This is a genomic window from Arthrobacter antibioticus, assembly GCF_030063205.1.
Classification (GTDB): domain Bacteria; phylum Actinomycetota; class Actinomycetes; order Actinomycetales; family Micrococcaceae; genus Specibacter.
The window spans coordinates 24,383-47,503 of the sequence record NZ_JASISQ010000006.1; the positions used below are offsets into that span (position 1 = coordinate 24,383).

Sequence of the window (23,121 nt, forward strand, 5' to 3'; positions counted from 1 at the left end):
GACCTGACGGCCAAAACTGTTCGTGCTTCTCCCATCCAGACTTTAACTGTCGGTTCCGGAATTTCACCAGATCAACCGTGCACTGCTTACTGTTGCCAGCTTGCGGCGCACGGGTCGCGGACTATAACCGCCGGTTCGGAATTACACCGACCCCGGAGCACGTAATTTTTCTTTAAATACCCACAAGTGTGGACATCTATAACCATTATGGCACTTTTCTGTGCCTCCTTGCCACAGGTGCAAGGCCTTGGTGATAAGTGTTGACGGTGCCCGTCTGTTCGCAAAAAACTATGGGCTCCGCGCTAGCTCCAAGAGCTAGCCAAAAGCGAGTTGTCCCTTGGCCCGCAGAGAGTCGATGGCTTCAGCGGGTGAGGGCTGCCCGTAGACTGCCGAACCTGCCACGAAAATGTTCGCTCCAGCTTCAGCAGCACGGGTGATCGTCTCTTCAGTGATGCCCCCATCAACTTGGATGGCTACGTTGATGGAGCTGCCTTCCACAGCTGCCCGGGCGCGGCGGATCTTTGGCAATGTCAGCTCCAAAAAGGCTTGCCCACCAAATCCTGGCTCAACTGTCATGATCAGCAGCATGTCCAGCTCGCTCAGCATGTCCAGGTACGGTTCAACTGGAGTTGCCGGGCGCAGCGCCATGCCAGCTTTAGCTCCCCTGGCCCGCAGTTCGCGAGCCAGCTTAATGGGTGCAGCTGAGGCTTCCACGTGAAAAGTCACTGAATCTAGACCAGCATCCGCATACAGCGGCGCCCACCGGTCAACCTCGGAAATCATCAGATGCGCATCAAGAGGAACAGTGCTGATCTGCTGGATCCGCTCAACCACGGGCAGCCCGATGGTTAGATTCGGGACAAAATGATTGTCCATGACGTCCACATGAACCGCGTCCGCATTGGAGATCCTGGCCAATTCAGCTTGGAGGTTAACGAAGTCGGCGGACAGGATGCTGGGGTTGATGCAACATTTCAGCGAACGGCTGCTCACGAAAGAACCTCATCTTCTGGGTAGGCACTGGTGCTGGCAGCACTGACATCAATCAGGCTGTTTCCGGCGGATTAGTTTTTACGGATTAATGCCAGGAACATGGCATCGCTTTGGTGGATGTGTGGCCATAGTTGGGCCATCTTTTGATGCGACGGCAGTGGTGAGCTTGAATTCCCTGCGCCCAGGTTGCCTCCCAAGCTGACAGCGTCAAGGGCGGCACCGGCGTCGAGAAGTTCAAGATCATCGCGTTTGCGCATAGCATCCTCAACGACGGCGATAGTCTCAGCCACGTGGGGGGAACAGGTCACGTAGGCGACAACTCCCCCAGGCTTGACGGCCGCCAGTGCGGAATTTAGCAGCTCGCGCTGGAGCGGACCAAGCTCGGTGACATCGGAGAGCTTGCGACGCCAGCGCGATTCGGGTCGGCGACGCAGCGCACCCAGGCCTGTGCAGGGCGCATCAACGAGGATTCGATCGAATGCCTCCGGGTGTTCCTTCCCAATGTCGCGTCCATCACCAGTGCGCATAGTCCAGCTATCCTGCGGCACTGCTTCGAGTGCTTGGGAGACCAGTTTGGCCCGGTGCACAGACGGTTCATTGGCAAGGATCCAGGCATCTTTCTGACCAGCCAGGGCTGCTAACAAAGCTGCTTTTCCGCCCGGTCCGGCGCACATGTCAAGCCACCGTTCCTCGCCACCGCCCAGCTCGGAAGTGATCTGAACAGCTGCCAGCGCCCGGGCCACCAGCTGCGAGCCGGCGTCTTGGACGCGGACAGAACCATCCCGAACGCTGTCCAGACGGCTGAGATCCCCGCCGGATGACAGCGCGGAATCTACTACGAGTTCCCCTGGTGTGAAACCTGCGTCAAAGGCCTCGGACAGGTCTCCCAGACCTGGCAGCGCAACGAGGTTCACAACGGGGGCCGCATTATCAGCCTCCAGCAAGGCGGTGATCTCAGAAACGTCGCGACCGTGTGCCACGAGCGCTTGTCGCATGGCCCGGACAATCCATTCGGGGTGGGAATGTTCAATCGAGGCGATCTTCACATCATCGCTGAGGCCCTTGGTGAGCTCGGTCAACCATTCGGGCAACTCCTTGGCCGCAACCTTGCGCAGGACAGCATTAACCAAACCGGATGGGCCTGCGCCAATGACGGCGCGCGCCAAGCCCACTGTCTCATCCAGAGCCGCGTGTGTGGGTACCCGCATGGCCATCAGCTGGTGGGTGCCAATGCGCAGAGCATCCAAAATCGCCGGGTCCAATTCGCTCAGCGGACGGTCAACACACGTCGCAAGGATGGCGTCATACGTGCCCTGCGCTCGCAATGCGCCGTAAGTTAGTTCGGTGGCGAAACCGGCATCCCGGCGATCAAGACCGTGGCGGCGGATACGCGTTGGCAGTACCAGGTTCGCATAGGCATCGTCCGCAGAGACAGCGCGCAACACTTCAAAAGCCACCAGTCGGGCAGAATCGGCAACGCGTGTGCGCTGACCGGGTGCCGTTTCTGTTCGGTTGCGGGTGGTACTGCGGTTGCGTTCTCGCCCAGCGTCATCTCTACGTTTGACACCGCCGGAGCCTGATTGGCTGCCCTGCCCCGAACTGTTGTTGCGGTGGCTCGAACGTCCGCCTTGCTCGCTGGTCATTCAAACACCACATCTTCCTTGTTGGCCAGGCCTCGGGCCCAGTCGGTTGCTTTCATAAGTTTTTTCCCCGCAGGCTGTACATCCACAAGCTCCACAGCATGCGATCCGGTGCCGACAAGCACACACTTGGCTTCAATCCGTAACTGTGCCGGAGTCAAGTCTGTGACCTCCGGACACAGCAGCACCGGGCCCACCTTGAAGCGCTGGCCGGACATCATGGTCCATGCACCAGGCTCGGTAGTGACACCACGGATTCGACGGCTGATGGCTAAAGCAGGATCGCCCCACACCACATGGCCATCTTCAAGCGTCAGTTTAGGCGCCAACGAAATTTCGCCCTGTTGTTCCACACCACAAAGTACTCCGGCCGCAATCCCGTCCATGGTCTGCGCCAGCAGCATGGCACCGCTATGGGAGAGCCGCTCCAACAGCGCGGCGCTGGTATCTGTGGGTTTGATGGCTTCAGTCATAGCGCCATAAATGGGCCCGGTGTCTAGACCCTTTTCTAGCAGGAAAGTAGAGGCACCGGTCACCTCATCGCCGTTGATAACAGAGTGCTGTACGGGCGCCGCCCCGCGCCAGGCAGGGAGCAGGGAGAAGTGGAGATTGATCCAGCCGTGCACTGGGATAACAAGCGCATGTTCCGGAATCAGTGCACCGTAGGCAACAATCGCCGCCACCTCGGGTGCGGTCGCTGCGATGGCGGCGGCAGCCTCGGCGTCGATCTTGTCCGCCTTGATGACGGGCAGTCCCAGCTCTGCTGCTCGGGAGGCAACGGCCGACGGCGTCATGACCCGTTTGCGGCCAAGCGGGGCATCCGGGCGGGTCAACACGGCAACGATCTCATGCCCAGCACTGCGCAACGCTTCAAGGGAGGGCAACGCTACGGCTGGTGTCCCTGCAAAAAGTACTCTCATTCGGCGGCGCCTGCACCAAACGATGAGCCCACTGTGCGTGCACGGCTGGCAATGGTTTGCGCAGTCACCTCATGGTAGTTGGCCATACGGATAGCGCGGAGGGCTTCTTTACGGTCCTCACCTTCCAACCTGTCAACATAAAGTTTGCCGTCAAGGTGATCGCATTCATGCTGGAAGCACTTAGCCAAGGTACCTGTGGCTTCCAGGTCGATCGGTTGGCCATACATATCAACGCCGGTCACTCTTACCCAGCGGTGTCGGGTAACCGTGAAGCCTAAACCGGGCACCGACAAACAGCCTTCGGGTTCCGCCGGTGCCATGTCATCACTGGCAACAAGAACGGGGTTGATCACATAGCCCTCTTCTCCGTCCACGGAGTAGGTGAAGATCCGCTTGTTCACACCGATCTGTGGTGCCGCTAGGCCTGCCCCGCGAACATCGATCATTGTCTGGCGCATATCCTCTATGAGTTTCTCCAGCTCAGGGCCGAAGGTGCTCACTTCTTCGGTGCTTGTCCTTAGGACAGGATCGCCAATGATGCGAATGCTCAGGATGGCCATGGGAGGGCACCTCACTTTGGAATTGATACGAACCGAGTCTGGTCCGGAAAGCGGCTAGTCTCTCCAGTCTAGTTGGCTGTTAGCACCCAGGTGGCGCAATATCGAGCAAAGGCTCACCGGCGGCCGCAGCATCCAATGAGGTTTGCCACACGCGTCGCAATGAGGCGAACTTAAACCAATGTGCCTTCAGAACCTCAGGGTTGGCGCGGAGTGTGCGAACCTCCGTCTCGCCAATGGCAACACCCAACAGGATGGGATCCGCAGAGTACTTCCATGCTTCCCAAGTGCCGGCAGCCTCGTCGATGATGGATTCCTCCGCTTTCATCCCTGCCACCAGCTGCATAACAACCTTTGCATCGAGACTCTTGACCTGGCCATTGCGGTCAGTGCCTTTTGTTTTGTAGTCAATGATGCACAATTTCCCGCCAATTGTGGCCACCAGATCAAGAGTGCCGGCGTAGCCTACGGTTTCATTCCACACAGTAATTTCAGGAGCCAACGGTTTAACTTCGTAGTCCTCCCACCACGCATCAAAACGTAGTGCAAAGTTTTCTTCGCCATTTTCACCCAGAGCTGCAAGCGCCTCAGCCACCTGATGCGGGCGGTCAAGGGCCCGCAACGCCACTTGCTCGCAATAGTTGTGCACCCGATCTCCGCGGGCCGCGGCGGCATCGCGGAATTGTTCAGCTGCATTTGAACTGTCACGGACCACAGTGCGTAATTGTCCGGGATTGCCTACGGCTGTGCCTAAATCCGGGTGCTTCGCTACCGCTGTGGCAGCCATGTAACCGATCCACCCGTCAAGGGAGGTGGACTGCTGACCAATAACCGTGGTGATGGAGGGGACCTTGGGTGGGTCCTGCAGGGAACGGGCGTACATACGCCCCAATTCTGTGCTGTGTGCCAATGCTGGTGAGCTCATGCTTCTACTATTCCATGAGCACCCCACACTGTCCCGCACCCCGTGCCAATGCTGTGGATAAACCTCACCGGGAAACTCAACGCTCGGAGGGTGTTCTCGATTTTCGCCGGTGGTGTGCCACCCGCGAAAATCGAGGAGGCCCGCGGAATTCTAAATTGTGGTGGGCGATACTGGGATCGAACCAGTGACCTCTTCCGTGTCAGGGAAGCGCGCTACCGCTGCGCCAATCGCCCAAGTTTGTTCGCTGCCCCACACGCTGGGTCCGCAGATAACAACCCAGATTACACAAAACTGCCGGAACCCTAGGGTTCCGGCAGTTTTGTGTTTATTCCGAGCGGTCGACGAGATTCGAACTCGCGACATCCACCTTGGCAAGGTGGTGCTCTACCAGCTGAGCTACGACCGCACTTATCTTTCATCCCAATTTTCACTGGGTGAATGAACATGTTCATTCGTGGGCGATACTGGGATCGAACCAGTGACCTCTTCCGTGTCAGGGAAGCGCGCTACCGCTGCGCCAATCGCCCAAATGCATCCCGCTGAACTATACAGCAAAATACTTTTGGTTCAGCCAAAATGGAGGTGGGAACGGGATTCGAACCCGTGTACACGGCTTTGCAGGCCGTTGCCTCGCCTCTCGGCCACCCCACCGTGAAAACTGAACGGTGTCATGCGAGCGGTTGACGAGATTCGAACTCGCGACATCCACCTTGGCAAGGTGGTGCTCTACCAGCTGAGCTACAACCGCAAAACCAACATTTTCGCACCGTTTGCGTTTCCGCTTCGGTAGTCCGTGTTGCTGCGGTGAAAACATTACCTGAGCCCTTTCCCAAACACCAAATCGGGAACCCCCTGGCAAACACAATTCAACTATCCAAGTATCCAGATCCTTGAATTAACGGCGTTTTTTGCAAGATACTCGAATTACAAGCCTGTCATTCAATGGCACAACTTTGCCCTTTCCGCCCCACTTTGCGCTCTATTTACGTTCCAGGATCCAGAAAACCCAGTGAGATGCTACTCACACTATTAACAACAGAACTCCCCAGGCTGAGACTCGCTGGCACTGAATCTGGCTTAGTTACGTGTTGCCACGAAGGGCAGTGAGCAAGATTATGAGCACGAGAAAGATTGGGCTATTGTTTTGAACGCACGAGGAACAACGAAGGAACCACTTGCTCGAACATGTTGGACCTGTTGGACCAGGCTGTTGACTTTGGGCGATTGGCGCAGTGGTAGCGCGTTCCGTTCACACCGGAGAGGTCACTGGTTCGAACCCAGTATCGCCCACCAAAAGAAAAGCCCCTCTGACCAGCACAAACGCTGGTCTGAGGGGCTTTTTCGTGCCACAAAACTGGAATCAAAATACGCAACGTGCCACACGGGCAAGAACACTAGTGCGCGAGTTTCAAACCCACGATGCATCCCACCAGCCCCAACAGAAGCAGGACCTTGATAACTGAGACCGCCTCAGCTCCAGTGAACATGGCATATGCCACTGTCAAGGTTGCACCAACACCTACCCACACGGCATATGAGGTGCCCACCGGCAGAGTCCGCATGGCCCATGCCAAACCAGCCATGCTGGCGACCAGCGAGAGTATAAAAATAATGCTGGGGCCAAGTTTGGAAAAGCCTTCGCTCTTCCCAAGGGCGGTTGCCCAAACCGCTTCCAATACTCCAGAGAAGATTAAAATCAGCCACGCCATGGAACATCTCCTTGACGCCGTCTTGTCGCTGGCCGGGTACGGCGCACCTCGTCCGGGTGCCATCTGGCGACCCTATTTTGACACACACTCCCGCGCGAGCACCACTATCTGAACACGCGGCCATTGGCTAGCATCACAGCTCACTCAGCGGATAAAGCTTTGACAAAGTGTTGTAGCACACTAAAATGGAACGACTTGGGGCGCCAATGGCCCCTTAGAGCGAAGGAGGTGCCGATTGTCTATTTTTGACGATATGAAGGGCAAAGCTGATGGTCTGATCAGTGGCCACGAGGATGCTACTAAGGACGGCGTTGAGAAAACTGGCGACTTTGTCGACAGTAAGACCGGCGACAAGTTCAAAGATCACGTGGACACGGCTCAGAGGGCTGCATCCGACTACGTAGACGGATCAGATAAATAACCTAGGCTCTTCGCCCTTTACGTGGCGTCAAGGAAGGCGCCGGTTCCGTCGAGAGACGAGACCGGCGCTTTTTATTTTAAGAGACAGTTGCTTGCGAACAGTTACTCTGCACGGAGCAGGCAACCTCAGAGATGGCAGTCATGCTAGGAAACAGACTGCGGGGCGCTGGCTTCCTGTGCTTCCCGGGCCAAGGCCGTCAAACGTGAAACGGCGCGGAAGTACTTCTTCTGGTACCCGCCTGTCATCATTTCGGGGGTGAACAGCTGATCCAAGCGTGCCCCGCTGGCCAGGATTGGCACATCCTTGTCATAGAGCCGGTCCGCGAGCACCACAAAACGCAAGGCCACCGACTGCTCGGTGATGGTGTGGACGTTGCGCCACACCACGGCGTCGATCCCTTCAAGCATTTGCCTATACCTTGACGGGTGCACCCCCGCTAGATGGTCAATGAGTGTGCCAAAGTCATCAAGAGCCACACTTTGACCGTCAAAGTCACGGCGCATGTGTGCGTCCAGGTCGCTATTCGGGACGGGCTCCGGTGGGGTAGGCAGTCCCCGGTGGCGGAAGTCCTCGCCATCAATATGCAATATTTCGAACTGATCCGCCAGCACCTGAATCTCGCGCTGGAAATCAACGGCAGCAAAACGTCCGTCGCCTAGAGAACCCGGCAGGGTGTTGGAAGTTGCCGCCAACTTCACACCGGCGTCGGCCAATTCACGCATCAGCCGCGACATCAACACGGTGTCCCCCGGATCATCAAGCTCAAACTCGTCAATACAGACAAGCTTGTATTCACTCAGTGCCTCTACTGTTTTGCGGAAAGAAAGGGCTCCGACAAGGTTGGTGTACTCCACAAAGGTGCCAATAGCCTTTGGACCTTGAACCTCATGCCAAAGCGAAGACAAAAGGTGCGTCTTACCGACCCCAAAGCCTCCGTCAAGGTAAATACCTGCGCGCTTTCCCGCCCCGTTGGCGCCAGCGGCCTTGGGCTTGACGCCAAAGAGTTTACGAAGGCCCGTGGCTGGCTTCACTGCGGCACCCGCGGCGAACTCCTTCAACAAAGTCACGGCTTGTGTTTGCGAAGGTTGCGCTGGATCCGGGCGGTAAGTGTCAAAGGAAACCTCACCAAATCTCGGTGACGGGACGAACCCCTTCAGCAGTTCCTCCACCGAAACTGCTGGACGGCGGGTGGAAAGTTGTTCAACTTGTACCAAGGACGATTCCGATCATCAAAAAAAATTTCAGCCGACATGCTGTGCACGGGCCACGGCTCATGCCTACAAGAATACCCACCACATATTGCGTTTCGTTAACGCAGGGGAAGTAAACAGCGCGCTAACTGGTTACGGTTAGAAAGATCAATAGCTGCTGCACGCATGTTCGCAGTGGCACACTATTTAGTACCTCATGGCCACGGAACGGTTCCGGAATTTTCTGGGACGGCGCCGGCGTGAGCAGTTTATAAGAAGGGGCACCATGCCTGTTGCAGTTGAATCAAACGAGAAGTTCGCAAGCTATGCCCACCCGGAACGCCTAGTATCTACCGAGTGGCTTGCCAATGCCATGGCCAGTGCCGCCACGCAGGACGGCAGCCTTGTTGTGGTTGAATCCGACGAGGATGTACTCCTGTACGAGACCGGGCACATCCCCGGCGCCGTCAAGATTGACTGGCACACTGACCTGAACGACGACGTTACCCGCGACTACATCGATGGCAAGGCTTTCGCTGTGCTCGCCGCTGCTAAGGGAATCTCCCGCGACACAACAGTTGTTGTCTACGGCGATAACTCCAACTGGTGGGCGGCTTACGCTCTCTGGGTTTTCAGCTTGTTTGGCCACGAAGACGTTCGCCTGCTCGACGGCGGTCGCGATAAGTGGATTGCCGAGGGCCGTGAACTGACTACCGACGCCACGGCAGTCACCCCGTCCGCAGGCTACCCAGTTGTAGAGCGCAACGACGCTCCCATTCGCGCCTACAAGGATGACGTTCTGGCGCACCTGGGCAAGCCTTTGATAGATGTTCGGTCAACCGAGGAATACACCGGGGAACGCACTCACATGCCTGCCTACCCCCAGGAAGGAACACTGCGCGGTGGCCATATCCCTACAGCAGCGTCCATCCCGTGGTCACGTGCGGCCGCAGAGGATGGCACCTACCGAAGCCGCGAGGAGCTCGAAGCCCTTTATCTAGGTGAGGCAGGACTTGTGCCAGGGGATGACGTGGTTGCCTACTGCCGGATTGGCGAGCGTTCCAGCCATACTTGGTTTGCTTTGAAGTACCTATTAGGTTTTGAGACCGTGCGCAACTACGACGGTTCATGGACCGAGTGGGGCAATGCTGTCCGCGTTCCCATTGCCGTCGGTAAAGAGCGCGGTGAACTGCCAACTGCGATCTAATCAGTGGCGTTCCATGGTGTTGGCTCGTGACCGGGTCAACACCGTGGTGTACCAAGGCAGAGAATCGTCATTGATTTTTCACACTCACAAGAAAAGAAACGTACGCTTTAGTAGATGACTACTTCACAAGCACTTCCCCCAGCGTTGGCCGAGATCGTCACAGACTTCCAAGAATTGGAAGAACGCGATCGCCTCACGCTGCTTTTGGAATTCTCCCGAACCCTTCCGGCTTTGCCGGAACGCCTGCGCGACCATCCCGAGTTGTTGGAACAGGTGGTGGAATGCCAGTCGCCACTGTTTCTTACCGTTGAATCGGAGAAAACGGACAACGGCGACGTCATCCGTTTGTACTTCCAAGCTCCCCCGGAAGCTCCCACCACTCGTGGCTTTGCATCGGTCCTGTGCGAAGGCCTTGATGGGTTGACGGCCGAGCAGATCCTGGCTGTTCCAGATGACATGCCCGAACAGCTTGGTCTGACCCGAGCCATCTCCCCGCTGCGTATGCGCGGCATGTCCGCCATGTTGGGACGAGTCAAGCGCAAGATTCGCAACGGTGTGCGACCCGCCCTCTAGGCGCGTACCACCGAGAACCAAACACAGGAAATCTGCGCCCACAACCGCCTTGTCCGGGATGCTGAGTACACGGCTGGCATAATTGGCCTATGGCCAAGAAAACCTCCTCAACCAGCGCTGGCACCCTCGCGACTGTCGCCTTAACGGCCGCCGGTGTGCCTTTTACTGCACACAGTTACACCCATGATCCGGAGAATACAAATTTCGGACTCGAAGCCGCGACCTTAATGGGTGTTGCACCAGAGCGCGTTTTTAAGACACTCATGGCGGAGGTTGGTGACAGACTTGTGGTGGCGGTTGTACCCGTAAATGGCAGCTTGGACCTGAAAGCCCTCGCCCAAGCGCTGGGTCACAAGAAGGCCGCTATGGCCGATCCAGCCACGGCCCAACGTCGAAGCGGCTATGTCCTAGGCGGTATCTCACCCTTGGGCCAGCGCCACCATAGCCCCGCCATAGTGGATGAATCAGCACTGCAGTACGCAACCATTTATGTTTCCGGCGGGCGCAGAGGTTTCGACGTCGAACTCTCACCCACGTGCCTCATCACGCTGACACAAGCTATAACAGCGAAGATCGGCCACCCCGCCTGAGCCAACAGCCCCCAGCCCGCGTGTGCGATTCGTGGTCGGCGATATCAAAGCAGACAGGACGGCCGCAAGTTTTTTTACGATCGTATGGACAGGCACGGTTGCCCACAGTAGAAAGAAACTTTTCAATGAAACAGTCCCAAGATATTTGGCATTGACCAATCGAATCCGATTGATAATATTCCCCATTTCTCAACCAACGCCGGGCCGCGTCCAAACACCTGTCACACACTTAGGCGGAAATTGATATGTTTCTTGAGGATACTGTCCATCAACATTCGTTGCAGCGGCGAGCGGCGCCCTCGTCATGGGTTCGGTGGTACCGGCAGATATGCCTGCATCGGGGCGGCAACGGGAACCAACCTGAAGTTCCACCTCAGCCGCAGCATTGGACATGGATGTCGCATGCGATTCCCCCGGTCCAGTTGTCTTTCACATTGGGCCCGCGGACAACAATCTCGCCACCATTTGCACTATAAATCATTTTGCAGATGTGCAATGGCAAACCGGAGCAAAACCGCATCATGTATAACCACTCGGCTTCTATGCGTAAAGAGAAATCGTATTCTATAATTCGAGTGGAATCCAAGCCTGTTGCGATTATTGCAGTACGCCGATTTGTTGCAGTCAGGGGCACTGACCAATACCGCTGTGTAAATTTGTAAAGCTCTTGAGTACGAACAGCTCTTGGGTGAGCAGGAACGGCACGTCTCGATCGGCATGGGGATGTTCCGTGCGCACCCACGAAAGCTGTTGGCCGGTAGGAGTCCTGGGCGCATCCGTCCGCGGTGCCGGAGTTTCAGGCATGTCAGGAACGGGTTACAACTCTCGAGGCAGGGCGTGCTTGCCCAAACGCGGACGCAGCCAACTTTCAACAACGTTCTCCCAGCGTGCAGGGTCAACATTCCATTCTTTGGTGTGCAACGCCTTGCTGAATGGCTCAAAGGTGACCATCTCCGGATTCCGCCGCGCCAATTCCGCTGTGGGCTCGTAGGGCACAAAGTCATCGTCAATACTGTGCAGGATCAACGACGGTGTTCTGAGCTCAACGGCTCGACTGACCCAGTCCATGCTCTTGAAGTCCACCGGTGCCGCCAGCCCTGTCAGGCGCCTGCCCAGCGGATGCGTCAACATGAGTTCGGCATAGTTGCCAATGTAGTTGGGGATTCTATTTAGTGCAGCCTGATGCGCCAGCACGTTGACCCAGTTGATAACAGGGGCATCCAAAACCAAAGCTAGTATGTGTTTCCGGTTTCGGGCCACATCTGCAGTTTGTAAACTAATGGCCCCTCCCATTGAGTAGCCGAACAACACAACGTCCTTGGCACCCCGAGAGATGGCAAAATCAATGGCCACCTCAACATCCGCCCATTCCGTGATGCCCAGGCCATATCTGCCATCCGGAGCTTTGGGGGCGTCGCCGTCGTTCCTGTAAGACATCAGCAAAGCGTTCATGCCAAGTCGGTGCGCAGTGGGGACCGCACGCAGTCCCTCGTTGCGGGTGGCGCCACGTCCGTGCACCATGACGGCCCATGTGGGACCGGGATCAAGTGCGGGAAGGAGCCAGGCCGGTCCCGGTCCGCCGGGAAGGTCCAAGGTAACGTCCTCGCACTCCAACCCCATCTCCTCCGGGTGGGCGTGCAGGCTTCCTGACCACCAGCCCGACGTGGCACTGCGCAGTTCCCCGCCAAGGACAGCAATGACTTCGCGGGTGACACTGCCTTCGCGTGGCACATAAGAAATAATGGGGCCAATAATTGCGTGGGCGCGGCCCTCGTCAAAGAAAAGCCCATAGTTGCCTTCAACAATGGTGTCGGGCTGGGCTTCCAACACGACCTGCAGTGTGGGTCCGTCAGTAATCACAGCCAAGATGGCGACATCGTCAACTCGTTGTTTTTCGGGAGTAATGATGCGCCGGGCAAAGTAAGCGGCAAGTCCAGATGTAGCGGTGACAACCGTTACCGCTCCGATCCCTGCTGCAGCGGCGCCCAAGGCACCCCATTTAAGCCATGCACTTGACTGCTGTTCTGAGGTAGCCATGCCTCCATTCTGCCCACGGCCGCGGGGCTGCGTCGAGCGGCGCACCGTGAGCAAGCCCAACTTTCTTGGCACACGGCGGGCGCCCTGCATTGTTTATCCTGTGCGGAAGCCTAAACTGGTGCAATGACCGAGACGATCATCATCCTGACCGAAGAACCACTAACTGCCGTGGACGTAGCGAACATCACCGATCTTTACAGCGCCGAGGACGACGTTGAACTGGTGCTGATAGTCCCTGCTGACACACGGCGTAATTTGTTTGTCGATGTCATCGACCAGCTGACAATGCTTGACCTTCCGGGCGCTCTGCGCGAGTTCCGCGAGAAGCCAGATGCAGAAACCGTCATGACCGAGGCCAAGGATATTCTTTCAATGTCCATGCATGCTCTGCACGCCGCCGGAGCCAAGGCAACAGGCAGTGTTGACGAGGGCGACGCCGTTGCCTCCTTGGTTGCCAAAGTCACCGAACTCGGTGCACGCCAAGCAGTGGTTGTCACCCGGCCACATGCGGTTGCCGACACCTTCCGGCAGGACTGGGCCAACCAGGCTCAGCGCAAATTGGGACTTCCCGTTTTGCATCTGTACTCCGGTTCGGGATTTATTGGCGACTCTTAAGCGTTGAGTCAAGTATGAGAACTTCCGAAAGCCCCGCCACGCCCACAGTCGTAAAAACTGATGCTCAATGGCGCAATGAACTTAGTCCAGCCGAGTATCAGGTCCTGCGCCAAGCCGGAACAGAACGGCCCTACACGGGCGAATACTGGGACTCCACCCAAGAAGGCGTGTATGAATGCCGCGCCTGTGGCGCCGAACTTTTCACATCTAAGGAAAAGTTCTCCTCCCACTGTGGTTGGCCATCGTTCTTTGCGCCACTGGCCGACGGAACTGTGCGCTACATTCACGATAATTCGATGGGCATGCAGCGAGTGGAAGTTCGCTGCAGCGCCTGTGAATCGCACTTGGGCCACCTCTTTGAAGGAGAGGGATATGACACGCCCACCGATGAGCGCTTCTGTATCAACTCCGTTTCGCTAAAACTACGCGAAGGTTCACAAGAGCTTTCGCCCGAAGCGCCGTAAAGGCCCCGAGCATGAGACTCTCTTATGCTCGGGACTATTCAACATTAGTTCTGCTGTTCCATTGCTACGCTTTAAAAAATGCTCCACACGCATCGCGTAGCAAGGACGGCACCTATGAATATCACTCTTGAAAGCCCCGAGAATGTCAGCGCCTTTGATGACGGCAATTTGGCAAACCACTCAGCATGGCTAGCTCTTAAACAAGCGGCTACAGACCTGTCTGCAGTGCAGATCAAGGACGGCTCAGTTCCGGAACTCTCCGATCATGATGCTGCCCGCTCCTTGATTGAAACCATTAAAAACTCCATCCAGGAGCTTGCCCCCCACTTCCGACACGATGCGCTGTACCTGGAGCTCTTGGTGAAAGACTTCACCACGTGGGTTGATAGTGGTTTGGGCATTCCAGACTTTCTTGATTCACTGCTGGCATTCAACCCCCAGGAGCACAGGATCAATGGGCTGCGCCACCTTGTGATATTCCCCATGTACACGCAAAACGGGTCCACTTCACGCCACGTTGAAGCAGTTCTTGTGGAGGTAATCTGGCCCGAGTTCATAGACGAGCTTGAAGCCGGCAGCTACTCCAACAAGCTGTTTGTCCCTCTGCGCTTCATTGATTTCACTCCCGGCTATGACAGCAACTCCGCTGTCCTGTTCCCCGAAAGCGTCTCAGTGCGCGAAACACCAACCTTCACCTGGGGTGCCATCTTCCAGGACCGCGAAGCTGCACGTTTCCGGCGCGTGGTCCGGGAGGCCGCCGCGGTAACCCGACTGGAACTGCCAGCCGACGCCGTCGAACTTTTGGATGATCAGGCACTGACGCAGGAAACCTTCGTTATGTGGGATCTGATCCATGACAGGACCCACATGCGTGGGGATCTGCCCTTTGACCCGTTCATGATCAAACAACGCATGCCGTTTTTCCTGTACTCACTAGAGGAACTTCGTTGTGATTTGACCGCCTACCGTGAGTCAGTGGCTGTTGAGCACGATGAGAAAGCTTCACCGGAAGCGCGAAAGCACGCCAAACTTGTCCAGTACACAGTAATCTTTGACAGAATTTTCCGTTTCGCGATTACAGGTACACGGGTGCGCAACTATGACGGTGTGGGCGGCCAGCTACTCTTTGCCTGGCTGCATCAGCATCACGTACTGCACTGGACGGACACCAAGCTCACGATCGACTGGGCCGATGTTCCTGCTGTTGTGATAGCACTGGGACACGAGATTGAGGAACTGTACTGGCGCTCAATCGACAGGCCCAAGCTGGCGCACTGGTTGGCAGCTTACGAGCTTGTTTCCGCCACGCTAACGCCCAACTCCGCATCCACGTGGGCCAAGGGTCCGGACGCGCTGCCGTTGACCTCGCCCTTGCGTGAAATCACGGATCAGGTCATGGATGATGAATTCCCGCTCTCCATGTTCTACGAAGCATTGGGCAAGAAAATGCGTGGTGTTATTGAGTCAACTTCAGGCATCACAGGCGCCGGAGAAGCCTGAGTGGGTAGTGTAAGTGGCATGAGAACTTCTCCACTTGTAGTGATCGCAGGCGGCAGCAGCCAGGCGGGTATCGCTGTTGCGGCTGCGCTGCTGGCGGCAGGGAACCGTGTAATCACCGTTGGTTCCAACGCTGAACGCATCACATCCGCCGCCGAAGCAGCCGGTGGCGCCATCCCCTTGGTGTGCGATCTCACGAACCCAGAGTCGGTCACCGCACTAGCAGCCCAGGTCCATAGCACTTTTGGATTAATTGACGGGCTCGTCCATCTTGTGGGTGGCTGGCGTGGTGGCAAGGGCATAGCAGAACAAAGCGACGTGGACTGGGATTTCCTTCAGACCTCGGTGCTCAGTACACTGCGAAACACAAGCCGGGCCTTCTATAACGATATTGCCGCTTCACCGGTAGGTCGCTTAGCCATAGTCTCCTCAACATCAGTCACAGCACCTACTCTCGGTAACGCCAACTACGCAGCAGTGAAGTCAGCAGCAGAAACGTGGGTTGGGGCGTTGGCACAGGGCTTCAGCCTGGCGGCCGGTGCGGAAATAACGGAAACTGGCCCTGCCGCCGTCGTACTTGTGGTGAAGGCCCTTGTTGACGACGGTATGCGGGCGCGCTCCCCTGAGCGTAAATTCCCTGGTTTCACGCACGTCTCTGTGCTGGCAGAGAATGTAACAGGGCTTTTTGCTACATCCGCCGCAGAACTCAACGGCGCACGCATCATTTTGTAGGCGCATTATTTTGCCCCTAATCAACGCATCGACAATCGAAGGTACATTGTGAGCATTGGCAGCACCGAATCTATCCAACTTCACGACACATCAGTGATTGGTTTCGCCTCGGATAACTACTCCGGCGTCCATCCAGAGGTGTTAGAGGCGTTGGCAGCAGCCAATGGCGGACACCAGGTGGCCTATGGGGAAGATGTTTATACCGCGCGGTTGCGCCGCGAGATGGGGGCACTCTTTGGCAAGGACGTTGATGTCTTCCCCGTTTTCAACGGCACCGGTGCCAACGTAGTGGCATTGCAGTCCCTGTTGCCGCGGTGGGGTGCTGTTGTGTGCGCCTCTACAGCTCACATCAATATGGATGAAAACGGTGCGCCAGAGCGTGTGGGCGGGATGAAACTCTTGGCCGTACCGACCCTTGACGGAAAGTTGACTCCCAAGCTAATCGATAAGGAAGCCTGGGGGTTCGGCGACGAACACCGGGCCCAACCGCTTGCCGTTTCCATCACTCAAACCACTGAGTTGGGTACCTGTTACAGCCCTGATGAAGTGCGGGCCATCTGCGATCACGCCCATTCCTTGGGTATGAAGGTGCACATGGATGGTGCACGATTGGCCAATGCGGCTGCCTTCCTCGGTGTACCAGTGCGTGAATTCACCTCCGACGCCGGCGTAGACGTGCTCTCTTTTGGTGGCACTAAGAACGGGATGATGTACGGCGAAATCGTTGTGGCGCTCAATCCGGCAGCCACCGACGGCCTGATTTACCTGCGCAAAATGAACATGCAGCTCTCCTCCAAGATGCGCTTCATTTCAGCTCAACTGCTAGCTCTGCTCAGCGATGACCTATGGTTGGCGTCGGCCGGACACGCCAACGCGATGGCCGCTCGACTGCGTGCCGCCGTTGAGGACCTTCCAGAAGTGCAATGCACCCAAGCAACACAGTCCAATGGCGTATTTGCCATCCTGCCTGCTGGCGTTGCTGAGCGTCTGCGGGAAAAGTTCCGCTTCTACGACTGGGACGAGTCTGCGCGCGAAGTGCGCTGGATGTGTTCTTTCGACACTTCCGAGGCTGACGTTGACGCCTTCGTGTCCGCACTGCGCGCCGAGCTGGGGAGCTGACCCTCGCACCGGGGCTGGCTGGTGCGCGTTAGCACTAGCCTGCCCCACGCTGCGCTGCGGTACGCAACGTAGTGCCGGTGCCCGACGTGCTGCTTAAAGAGCTAGCAAGCTCCCCTCGCGGCGCGCCTGCACGGGTTCGGGCCGGTGCCGTCATAATCTGCCATTGTGAGCCTCTTTCCGCAGCTTCCAGCTGACTTTCAGATTGCCTTGGCATCGCTACGCGAAGTTCTCAGCCGCAGCGAGCTGACTCTGGCGGAAGTTCCGGCTCCTGCCCGGCTCGCCCCCTTTGGAGTAGCCGTGGGCGCGGAGGTTATTGTTGATGGGGAACAGCTCGCCACCGGCCGCTTCATTCTGCTCCACGACCCGCAAGGCAAAGCCCTGTGGGATGGCACCTTCAGGATCGTCAGCTATATCCGTGCGCAGTTGGAAGCTGACATAGGAAACGACTCACTTCTAGGAAACGTCGCGTGGGCCTGGCTGACCGAGGCGCTGGAGGAGCAGGACGCCCAATATTCCAGCGCCGGCGGCACGGCAACCCGCATTCTTTCTGAAAGCTACGGCACGCTAGCCGCACGCCCTGATTCGGTTGACATTGAGCTCAGAGCATCGTGGACTCCCACAGGCACCGCAATCACTCCGCATCTGCAAGCATGGGCAAACATTGTCTGCACCTTTGCAGGTTTGCCACCTGTGCCCGAGGGTGTAACTTTATTGCCCCGGCGCTCCAGCGAGCGGACCCGTCACCAGCCACGTCAACGGCCGCTAAAAAACATTTAATGGCCCGCAACCGAGGGTAGTCTTGACCATTCGCTAGACTAAGGTCATCATGACCAATCCAGAATCAAGCACACAGAGCCGCGCCGAAGCAGAAACGACAGCACTTTCTTCAGCTCAGCAAGGCTGTAGCTCGCCCACCAATAATGGCCGCAACCGTGATCAGGGTCCTGATGCCCGTGGCACAGCTACGGAAACTGCCCAGGCCCCGCTGACGTCGGTTGTTATTGACGGCCAAAGGATGGAACTTGGCAATCTTCCCGAATTAGTGGAACTGGATATGCCCAGCGATGGCATCCCCTCCGTGGTAGAAACTGACCCGGCGCTAAAAAGGTGCGCGGCGGCTTTGGCAGCAGGAACTGGCCCGGCTGCCGTTGATACGGAGAGGGCTTCCGGATTCCGCTACGGCCAACGTGCCATGTTGGTGCAGATCCGCCGCGAGGGTGCCGGTACGTGGCTCATCGATCCCGAGGCCTTTGATGACCTGAAGATCATTGACGAGGCACTGCGCGGTGTTGAGTGGATTCTGCATGCTGCCAGCCAGGATCTGCCCTGTCTTGCCGGCGTCGGTATGTGGCCGGATAAACTCTTCGACACCGAACTTGCAGCCCGTCTCGCCGGGTTGCCGCGTGTGGGGCTCGGGGCAGTGGTTGAATCCCTGCTCGGCTACCATTTGGCCAAAGAACACTCCGCCGCTGACTGGTCCAAACGGCCCCTGCCTGAGCCGTGGTTGCGGTACGCCGCATTGGATGTAGAGGTGCTGGTGGATCTTGAAGATGAGCTCGTTGCCTTGCTTGAAAATGACGGCAAACTTGATTATGCCGCTCAAGAATTCCAGCACCTGATCGACGCTGGCGTTCCCGCACCGCGCGTAGATCCCTGGCGGCGCACATCCGGCTCACACACTATCCGCAACCGGGTTCAGTTGGGGGCCGTCCGCGAACTTTGGTACACACGTGAAAAGTTGGCCGAACACCGCGACATTGCCCCGACCCGGCTCATTCCAGACACAGCTATCATCGCTGCAGCCAAGGGCATGCCCACCACTGTTCCGGCGTTGCTGGCACTTTCAGGCTTTCATGGCCGCGCGGCCAAGCGGGACGCCCCCAAATGGCTACATGCCATCCAAACGGCCAAAAACAGCACCGATCAGCCCCCGTTGCAGGTTTCCGGTAATGCCCCGCCGCCGCCTCGCATGTGGGCCGAGCGTGATGTTGCGGCAGCTGCCCGTTACGCCACGGCGCGCCCACGCCTGGCTGATCTTGCAAATGCTGTTAACATTCCCGTTGAGAACATCCTTACCCCGGACTTTCTGCGCCGCGTGTGCTGGCGCCCGCCAACGCAGATTACTGTTGCCAGCGTTTCTGCCCAGTTAACGGAGCTTGGAGCACGTCAGTGGCAGATCGATTTATCAGTGGAGATCCTCACTGCCGCATTAGCGAACCCTGAGCCTCTGCCGCCCAAGGAACCGAAGACACCCAAGGGCCAGAAGGAACCAAAGAGCCAGATGGTACCGACGAACCAGCGTGAGACTGGCGCACACGAGGGCACGCCAAGCTCCGAGCAGTCCTGAGCTTGCTCCCCGGTGGGGTTGAGGTTGGAGATAATGACGCCTCTACGACTGACATTATTGACCTCTAAGTTACCCACTAGTAACATGAGGCATAACACAGTCGTTCCCTGATAGCTTGGGTTGAATGGCACCAGTTGTTTGTACCCGAGGAGCAAAATATGAGCCAAAATCGGCAAATTAGAGACGTCGTCTTTGTTGACGGAGTACGCACACCGTTTGGACGGGCCGGGGAAAAAGGCATCTACGCCAATACCCGCGCCGATGACCTGGTGGTCAAATGTATCCGCGACCTCATGCGCCGCAATCCTGGATTGCCGGCTGAACGCATTGACGAAGTTGCCATCGCCGCCACCACACAGACGGGCGATCAGGGCCTGACGATTGGCCGGACTGCAGCGCTGCTGGCCGGACTTCCCCAGTCAGTGCCAGGGTTCGCCATCGATCGGATGTGCGCTGGCGCCATGACTGCTGTCACCACAACAGCCTCCGCCATCGGGTTTGGCGCGTACGAGGTAGTGATCGCCGGAGGAGTAGAGCACATGGGCCACCACCCCATGGGCAAGGACTCTGACCCGAACCCGCGCTTCATGTCCGAACGCATCGTTGACCCGGCAGCCCTGAACATGGGCAACACAGCCGAGAACCTCCACGACAGATTCCCGTCCATCACCAAAGACCGCACGGATGCCTACGCCGTCGCCAGCCAAAACAAGCTGGCCGCCGCGTATGAGCGGGGCCAGATCCAGCCAGATTTGGTGCCCGTCGCGACCCTCAAACCGGGAGCTGGCTGGAACATCAACACAGTTGATGAGCCTCCTCGCCCCGGCACAACTCTTGAGAATCTCGCAGAGCTGCGGACGCCCTTCCGCGCCCACGGCCGCGTCAGCGCCGGTAACGCAGCAGGCCTGAACGACGGCGCAACCGCCGCAATCTTGGCGTCCTCAGAAGCAGCTGCAGAGCTGGGTTTGAGCGTTAAAATGCGTCTTGTCACGTACGCTTTCGCTGGTGTAGCACCTGAAGTCATGGGAATCGGTCCCGTCCCCGCCACGGAAAAAGCGCTGAAACTTGCAGGATTGACGATCGAGGACATTGGCCTCTTTGAGATAAACGAAGCTTTTGCCGTTCAAGTCCTGTCCTTCCTTGAGCACTACGGGATCGCAGACGATGACCCACGAGTGAACCGCTATGGCGGCGCCATAGCGGTGGGGCACCCCTTGGCCTCATCCGGAGTCCGGCTGATGAATCAGCTGGCCCGGCAATTCCAGGAAGATCATTCTGTGCAATACGGGCTCACCACCATGTGCGTTGGGCTAGGCATGGGAGCCACAGTTATTTGGGAAAACCCGCACTTCACCACAGCAACAGCCACAAACACCGAGGGGAGCGCAGCATGAGCGCCCGAGACTTCAACAAGCTTGCAGTGCTGTTCCCAGACGAGGTAGTAACCCACTCCTACGTTCAAGACATTGCCTTGCCGTGCGTGGACGGTGCGCCAAGCGTAGGAACGTTCGCCCTCATCACCCTAGATAACGGCCTCGATCACCGCCGCCCCAGCACACTTGGGCCGAACACTCTTATTGAATTTGGTGTGACATTGGAGGTCCAGCGTGAGCGTGCGGCCAAAGGCGAAATTGCTGGAGTTGGTGTAACCGGCAAACCATTCTTCCTCGCAGCAGGGGCCGACCTCTCAGCTGTCAAGGAACTCAAAGATAAAGAAGCCGGTCGATGGATGGCCCAGCTGGGTCATGACGTGTACTCCACGTTGAACGACTTGGGTGTGCCCAGCTTTGTGTTCATCAACGGTCTAGCTCTGGGCGGTGGGCTTGAAATCGGGCTCAACGCCAACTACCGCACAGTCTCCACCGGAGCTGGCGCCTTGGCACTGCCGGAAGCTTTCCTTGGCTTGGTACCTGGCTGGGGCGGGGTCTACCTACTCCCCCGGCTCATCGGACCAGCCAACGCCGTGAAGGTCATGCTTGAAAACGCTTTGAGTAACAACCGCACCCTCAGCGGTCCTGCTGCTTTCAAACTCGGCATCGCAGATGCCTTGTTTGAGCCCGCGGATTTCTTAGAACAGTCACTCAACTGGGCCGCCCGCGTACTAGCCGGGGCCGAAGACGTCAGCCGGCCCAACGCGGTGAGCGAACCGCTGAGCGAGGAAAACAGCGCAGCGTGGGATGCCGCCGTCGAACATGCAAAAGCTTTTGTGGAAGCCAAGACCTCCAATGCTGCCCCGGCACCGGCGAAGGTCATTGAGTTACTGGAAAAGGGTAAGCATTTCACCAAGGAGCAGTCTTTTGCTGCCGAGGATGAAGCGCTGGCGGAGCTTATGGGGACCCCGCAGTTCAAGGACACCGTCTACGCTTTCCTTGACTTGGTGCAAAAGCGGGCCAAACGTCCGGCAGGTGCTCCGGATCCCAAGCTGGCCCGTGCCATCACGAAGGTGGGTGTTGTTGGTGCAGGACTGATGGCCGGTCAGTTCGCGCTGCTGTTCGCCCGTCAGCTAAAGGTTCCGGTAGTCATGTCTGATATTGATCAGGCGCGCGTGGACAAGGGTGTGGGGTACGTACATAGTGAGGTGGACAAACTCCTCGCCAAGGGCCGGATCAGTCCCGACGCAGCTAACCGTACCAAGGCACTGGTGACGGGTTCAGTGTCCAAGGAAGTGTTCGCCGACGCCGATTTTGTTATCGAAGCGGTGTTTGAGGAACTCAACGTTAAGAAACAGGTGTTTGCTGAGGTGGAGGCGATCGTCTCTCCCGAATGTATTCTTGCCACCAACACGTCCTCGTTGTCAGTGACAGCCATGGCTGAGGACCTCAAACACCCGCAGCGGCTTGTTGGTTTCCACTTTTTCAATCCCGTGGCAGTGATGCCATTGCTGGAGATTGTCCGCGCACCCAAGACGGACGACGCCGTACTGGCCACCGCATTTGCCACGGCCAAGGCGCTGCGTAAGTCTGCTGTGCTGGTCAAGGATGCACCCGCCTTTGTGGTGAACCGCGTTCTGCTTCGGCTCATGGCCGAGGTGTCCAAGGCCTTCGATGAGGGTACCGATGCGCACACGGCAGATAATGCACTGCGTCCCATGGGCCTGCCGATGTCCCCGTTCACCCTCCTGGCAATGGTGGGAATCCCCGTGGCACAGCATGTCACACAGTCCCTGCACGCGGCTTTCGGTGACCGTTACCACCTCTCAGCCAACCAGCAGAAGCTCATCGAGGCTGGCAAAAAAGGGCTGTGGGAGAAAGCGGCCGATGGCAGCCTCTCTATTCCTGCTGACACCATGGCTCTGCTGAGCTTTGGCAACTCCCCCATCACGGGTGAGGAACTGCTGCGCCGAACTCAGGACGCACTGGCGCAAGAGATTGGCCTCATGCTCAAGGAAGAAGTTGTGGCCGGAGCCCAAGACATTGACCTCTGCATGATTCTCGGAGCAGGCTGGCCCATGCATCTAGGCGGCATCACGCCCTATCTGGACCGAGTAGGTGCCTCCCAGCGAGTCAACGGTCAGCTCTTCCACTAAGCGCACTGGTGCACTGCAGCCTTGGAACACCAGGCTGCAGTGCACGTTTCGCTTTCCTA

At 57.5% G+C, this 23,121-nt stretch carries 21 protein-coding genes, 6 tRNA genes and 2 riboswitches; of the genes, 14 read left to right on the forward strand and 13 right to left on the reverse strand.

The window, feature by feature from the left end:
- Window positions 1–19: 19 nt before the first annotated feature.
- A riboswitch (FMN riboswitch) is annotated at window positions 20–164 on the reverse strand.
- Window positions 165–315: 151 nt separating this feature from the next.
- The 10 genes from rpe to QMG40_RS12940 all read right to left on the reverse strand — a co-directional run bounded on the left by rpe (window position 316) and on the right by QMG40_RS12940 (window position 5,783).
- Window positions 316–993, reverse strand: a complete 678-nt coding sequence (gene rpe / locus QMG40_RS12895; RefSeq protein ID WP_283531479.1) for a ribulose-phosphate 3-epimerase — start codon at window positions 991–993, stop codon at window positions 316–318.
- A 71-nt stretch (window positions 994–1,064) separates the two neighbouring features.
- A complete protein-coding gene (locus QMG40_RS12900; protein WP_283531480.1) occupies window positions 1,065–2,636 on the reverse strand; it encodes an RsmB/NOP family class I SAM-dependent RNA methyltransferase in 1,572 nt (523 codons plus the stop codon).
- The gene (locus QMG40_RS12905; protein ID WP_283531481.1) at window positions 2,633–3,553 is read right to left on the reverse strand and encodes a methionyl-tRNA formyltransferase; all 921 of its coding nucleotides are present in this window, start codon (window positions 3,551–3,553) and stop codon (window positions 2,633–2,635) included. Before QMG40_RS12905 ends, QMG40_RS12900 begins: the two co-directional genes overlap by 4 nt.
- A complete protein-coding gene (gene def / locus QMG40_RS12910) occupies window positions 3,550–4,113 on the reverse strand; it encodes a peptide deformylase (protein WP_283531482.1) in 564 nt (187 codons plus the stop codon). The genes QMG40_RS12905 and def overlap by 4 nt, the downstream gene beginning before the upstream one ends.
- A gap of 79 nt (window positions 4,114–4,192) precedes the next feature.
- Complete coding sequence (locus QMG40_RS12915) at window positions 4,193–5,035, reverse strand: cytochrome (RefSeq protein WP_283531483.1); 843 nt, start codon at window positions 5,033–5,035, stop codon at window positions 4,193–4,195.
- A gap of 158 nt (window positions 5,036–5,193) precedes the next feature.
- A tRNA-Val gene (locus QMG40_RS12920) sits at window positions 5,194–5,268 on the reverse strand.
- Between the two features lie 100 nt (window positions 5,269–5,368).
- Window positions 5,369–5,441, reverse strand: a tRNA-Gly gene (locus tag QMG40_RS12925).
- 49 nt (window positions 5,442–5,490) lie between these two features.
- Window positions 5,491–5,562, reverse strand: a tRNA-Val gene (locus QMG40_RS12930).
- A 50-nt stretch (window positions 5,563–5,612) separates the two neighbouring features.
- Window positions 5,613–5,686: transfer RNA gene (locus QMG40_RS12935), tRNA-Cys, on the reverse strand.
- A 24-nt stretch (window positions 5,687–5,710) separates the two neighbouring features.
- A tRNA-Gly gene (locus tag QMG40_RS12940) sits at window positions 5,711–5,783 on the reverse strand.
- A gap of 470 nt (window positions 5,784–6,253) precedes the next feature.
- Between QMG40_RS12940 and QMG40_RS12945 the strand changes: the two genes are divergently transcribed.
- A tRNA-Val gene (locus tag QMG40_RS12945) sits at window positions 6,254–6,328 on the forward strand.
- 101 nt (window positions 6,329–6,429) lie between these two features.
- Here the strand turns inward: QMG40_RS12945 and QMG40_RS12950 are convergent.
- A complete protein-coding gene (locus QMG40_RS12950; RefSeq protein WP_283531484.1) occupies window positions 6,430–6,744 on the reverse strand; it encodes a DMT family transporter in 315 nt (104 codons plus the stop codon).
- 11 nt (window positions 6,745–6,755) lie between these two features.
- Window positions 6,756–6,817, reverse strand: a riboswitch (guanidine-III (ykkC-III) riboswitch).
- Window positions 6,818–6,979: 162 nt separating this feature from the next.
- Between QMG40_RS12950 and QMG40_RS12955 the strand changes: the two genes are divergently transcribed.
- Window positions 6,980–7,165, forward strand: coding sequence for an antitoxin (locus QMG40_RS12955; protein WP_283531485.1), 186 nt, complete (start codon window positions 6,980–6,982; stop codon window positions 7,163–7,165).
- A gap of 143 nt (window positions 7,166–7,308) precedes the next feature.
- On the opposite strand, the gene zapE is transcribed toward QMG40_RS12955, so the two are convergent.
- Window positions 7,309–8,379 carry a cell division protein ZapE gene (zapE, locus tag QMG40_RS12960; protein WP_283531486.1) on the reverse strand — a complete coding sequence of 357 codons (1,071 nt, stop codon included), beginning with the start codon at window positions 8,377–8,379 and terminating at the stop codon, window positions 7,309–7,311.
- Between the two features lie 262 nt (window positions 8,380–8,641).
- On the opposite strand from zapE, the gene QMG40_RS12965 reads away from it, so the two are divergent.
- From QMG40_RS12965 to ybaK, 3 genes are all read left to right on the forward strand, one after another.
- Window positions 8,642–9,562 (forward strand): sulfurtransferase, encoded by a 921-nt coding sequence (locus QMG40_RS12965; protein ID WP_283531487.1) that lies wholly within the window; start codon window positions 8,642–8,644, stop codon window positions 9,560–9,562.
- Window positions 9,563–9,676: 114 nt separating this feature from the next.
- Window positions 9,677–10,135 carry a SufE family protein gene (locus tag QMG40_RS12970; RefSeq protein WP_283531488.1) on the forward strand — a complete coding sequence of 153 codons (459 nt, stop codon included), beginning with the start codon at window positions 9,677–9,679 and terminating at the stop codon, window positions 10,133–10,135.
- An 89-nt stretch (window positions 10,136–10,224) separates the two neighbouring features.
- The gene (ybaK, locus tag QMG40_RS12975; RefSeq protein ID WP_283531489.1) at window positions 10,225–10,725 is read left to right on the forward strand and encodes a Cys-tRNA(Pro) deacylase; all 501 of its coding nucleotides are present in this window, start codon (window positions 10,225–10,227) and stop codon (window positions 10,723–10,725) included.
- An 816-nt stretch (window positions 10,726–11,541) separates the two neighbouring features.
- Here the strand turns inward: ybaK and QMG40_RS12980 are convergent.
- Window positions 11,542–12,762: an alpha/beta hydrolase family protein gene (locus tag QMG40_RS12980; protein WP_283531490.1), complete on the reverse strand. Its 1,221-nt coding sequence runs from the start codon at window positions 12,760–12,762 to the stop codon at window positions 11,542–11,544.
- 123 nt (window positions 12,763–12,885) lie between these two features.
- On the opposite strand from QMG40_RS12980, the gene QMG40_RS12985 reads away from it, so the two are divergent.
- The 9 genes from QMG40_RS12985 to QMG40_RS13025 all read left to right on the forward strand — a co-directional run bounded on the left by QMG40_RS12985 (window position 12,886) and on the right by QMG40_RS13025 (window position 23,062).
- Complete coding sequence (locus tag QMG40_RS12985) at window positions 12,886–13,377, forward strand: hypothetical protein (RefSeq protein ID WP_283531491.1); 492 nt, start codon at window positions 12,886–12,888, stop codon at window positions 13,375–13,377.
- Window positions 13,378–13,391: 14 nt separating this feature from the next.
- The gene (msrB, locus tag QMG40_RS12990; RefSeq protein ID WP_283531492.1) at window positions 13,392–13,841 is read left to right on the forward strand and encodes a peptide-methionine (R)-S-oxide reductase MsrB; all 450 of its coding nucleotides are present in this window, start codon (window positions 13,392–13,394) and stop codon (window positions 13,839–13,841) included.
- Between the two features lie 114 nt (window positions 13,842–13,955).
- Window positions 13,956–15,341, forward strand: coding sequence for a DUF6421 family protein (locus tag QMG40_RS12995; RefSeq protein WP_283531493.1), 1,386 nt, complete (start codon window positions 13,956–13,958; stop codon window positions 15,339–15,341).
- An 18-nt stretch (window positions 15,342–15,359) separates the two neighbouring features.
- Entirely contained in the window at window positions 15,360–16,070 is a 711-nt protein-coding gene (locus QMG40_RS13000; RefSeq protein ID WP_283531494.1) for an SDR family oxidoreductase, read from the forward strand.
- A 48-nt stretch (window positions 16,071–16,118) separates the two neighbouring features.
- On the forward strand, window positions 16,119–17,189 hold the full coding sequence (locus tag QMG40_RS13005; protein ID WP_459253005.1) for a threonine aldolase family protein: 1,071 nt from the start codon (window positions 16,119–16,121) through the stop codon (window positions 17,187–17,189).
- A 165-nt stretch (window positions 17,190–17,354) separates the two neighbouring features.
- Window positions 17,355–17,966 carry a DUF3000 domain-containing protein gene (locus tag QMG40_RS13010; protein ID WP_459253006.1) on the forward strand — a complete coding sequence of 204 codons (612 nt, stop codon included), beginning with the start codon at window positions 17,355–17,357 and terminating at the stop codon, window positions 17,964–17,966.
- A gap of 238 nt (window positions 17,967–18,204) precedes the next feature.
- A complete protein-coding gene (locus tag QMG40_RS13015) occupies window positions 18,205–19,536 on the forward strand; it encodes an HRDC domain-containing protein (RefSeq protein ID WP_459253013.1) in 1,332 nt (443 codons plus the stop codon).
- Window positions 19,537–19,694: 158 nt separating this feature from the next.
- Window positions 19,695–20,930, forward strand: coding sequence for a thiolase family protein (locus QMG40_RS13020; protein ID WP_283531496.1), 1,236 nt, complete (start codon window positions 19,695–19,697; stop codon window positions 20,928–20,930).
- Window positions 20,927–23,062 (forward strand): 3-hydroxyacyl-CoA dehydrogenase NAD-binding domain-containing protein, encoded by a 2,136-nt coding sequence (locus tag QMG40_RS13025; protein ID WP_283531497.1) that lies wholly within the window; start codon window positions 20,927–20,929, stop codon window positions 23,060–23,062. Before QMG40_RS13020 ends, QMG40_RS13025 begins: the two co-directional genes overlap by 4 nt.
- The last annotated feature ends 59 nt before the right edge of the window (window positions 23,063–23,121 follow it).

What these genes read in the sequence shown, in the direction of transcription:
- QMG40_RS12900 (WP_283531480.1), bottom strand. Translation starts at nt 2,636, where the DNA reads ATGACCAGCGAGCAAGGCGGACGTTCGAGCCACCGCAACAACAGTTCG.
- QMG40_RS12905 (WP_283531481.1), bottom strand. Translation starts at nt 3,553, where the DNA reads ATGAGAGTACTTTTTGCAGGGACACCAGCCGTAGCGTTGCCCTCCCTT.
- def (WP_283531482.1), bottom strand. Translation starts at nt 4,113, where the DNA reads ATGGCCATCCTGAGCATTCGCATCATTGGCGATCCTGTCCTAAGGACA.
- QMG40_RS12915 (WP_283531483.1), bottom strand. Translation starts at nt 5,035, where the DNA reads ATGAGCTCACCAGCATTGGCACACAGCACAGAATTGGGGCGTATGTAC.
- QMG40_RS12950 (WP_283531484.1), bottom strand. Translation starts at nt 6,744, where the DNA reads ATGGCGTGGCTGATTTTAATCTTCTCTGGAGTATTGGAAGCGGTTTGG.
- QMG40_RS12965 (WP_283531487.1), top strand. Translation starts at nt 8,642, where the DNA reads ATGCCTGTTGCAGTTGAATCAAACGAGAAGTTCGCAAGCTATGCCCAC.
- QMG40_RS12970 (WP_283531488.1), top strand. Translation starts at nt 9,677, where the DNA reads ATGACTACTTCACAAGCACTTCCCCCAGCGTTGGCCGAGATCGTCACA.
- ybaK (WP_283531489.1), top strand. Translation starts at nt 10,225, where the DNA reads ATGGCCAAGAAAACCTCCTCAACCAGCGCTGGCACCCTCGCGACTGTC.
- QMG40_RS12980 (WP_283531490.1), bottom strand. Translation starts at nt 12,762, where the DNA reads ATGGCTACCTCAGAACAGCAGTCAAGTGCATGGCTTAAATGGGGTGCC.
- QMG40_RS12985 (WP_283531491.1), top strand. Translation starts at nt 12,886, where the DNA reads ATGACCGAGACGATCATCATCCTGACCGAAGAACCACTAACTGCCGTG.
- msrB (WP_283531492.1), top strand. Translation starts at nt 13,392, where the DNA reads ATGAGAACTTCCGAAAGCCCCGCCACGCCCACAGTCGTAAAAACTGAT.
- QMG40_RS12995 (WP_283531493.1), top strand. Translation starts at nt 13,956, where the DNA reads ATGAATATCACTCTTGAAAGCCCCGAGAATGTCAGCGCCTTTGATGAC.
- QMG40_RS13000 (WP_283531494.1), top strand. Translation starts at nt 15,360, where the DNA reads ATGAGAACTTCTCCACTTGTAGTGATCGCAGGCGGCAGCAGCCAGGCG.
- QMG40_RS13015 (WP_459253013.1), top strand. Translation starts at nt 18,205, where the DNA reads ATGGAACTTGGCAATCTTCCCGAATTAGTGGAACTGGATATGCCCAGC.
- QMG40_RS13020 (WP_283531496.1), top strand. Translation starts at nt 19,695, where the DNA reads ATGAGCCAAAATCGGCAAATTAGAGACGTCGTCTTTGTTGACGGAGTA.
- QMG40_RS13025 (WP_283531497.1), top strand. Translation starts at nt 20,927, where the DNA reads ATGAGCGCCCGAGACTTCAACAAGCTTGCAGTGCTGTTCCCAGACGAG.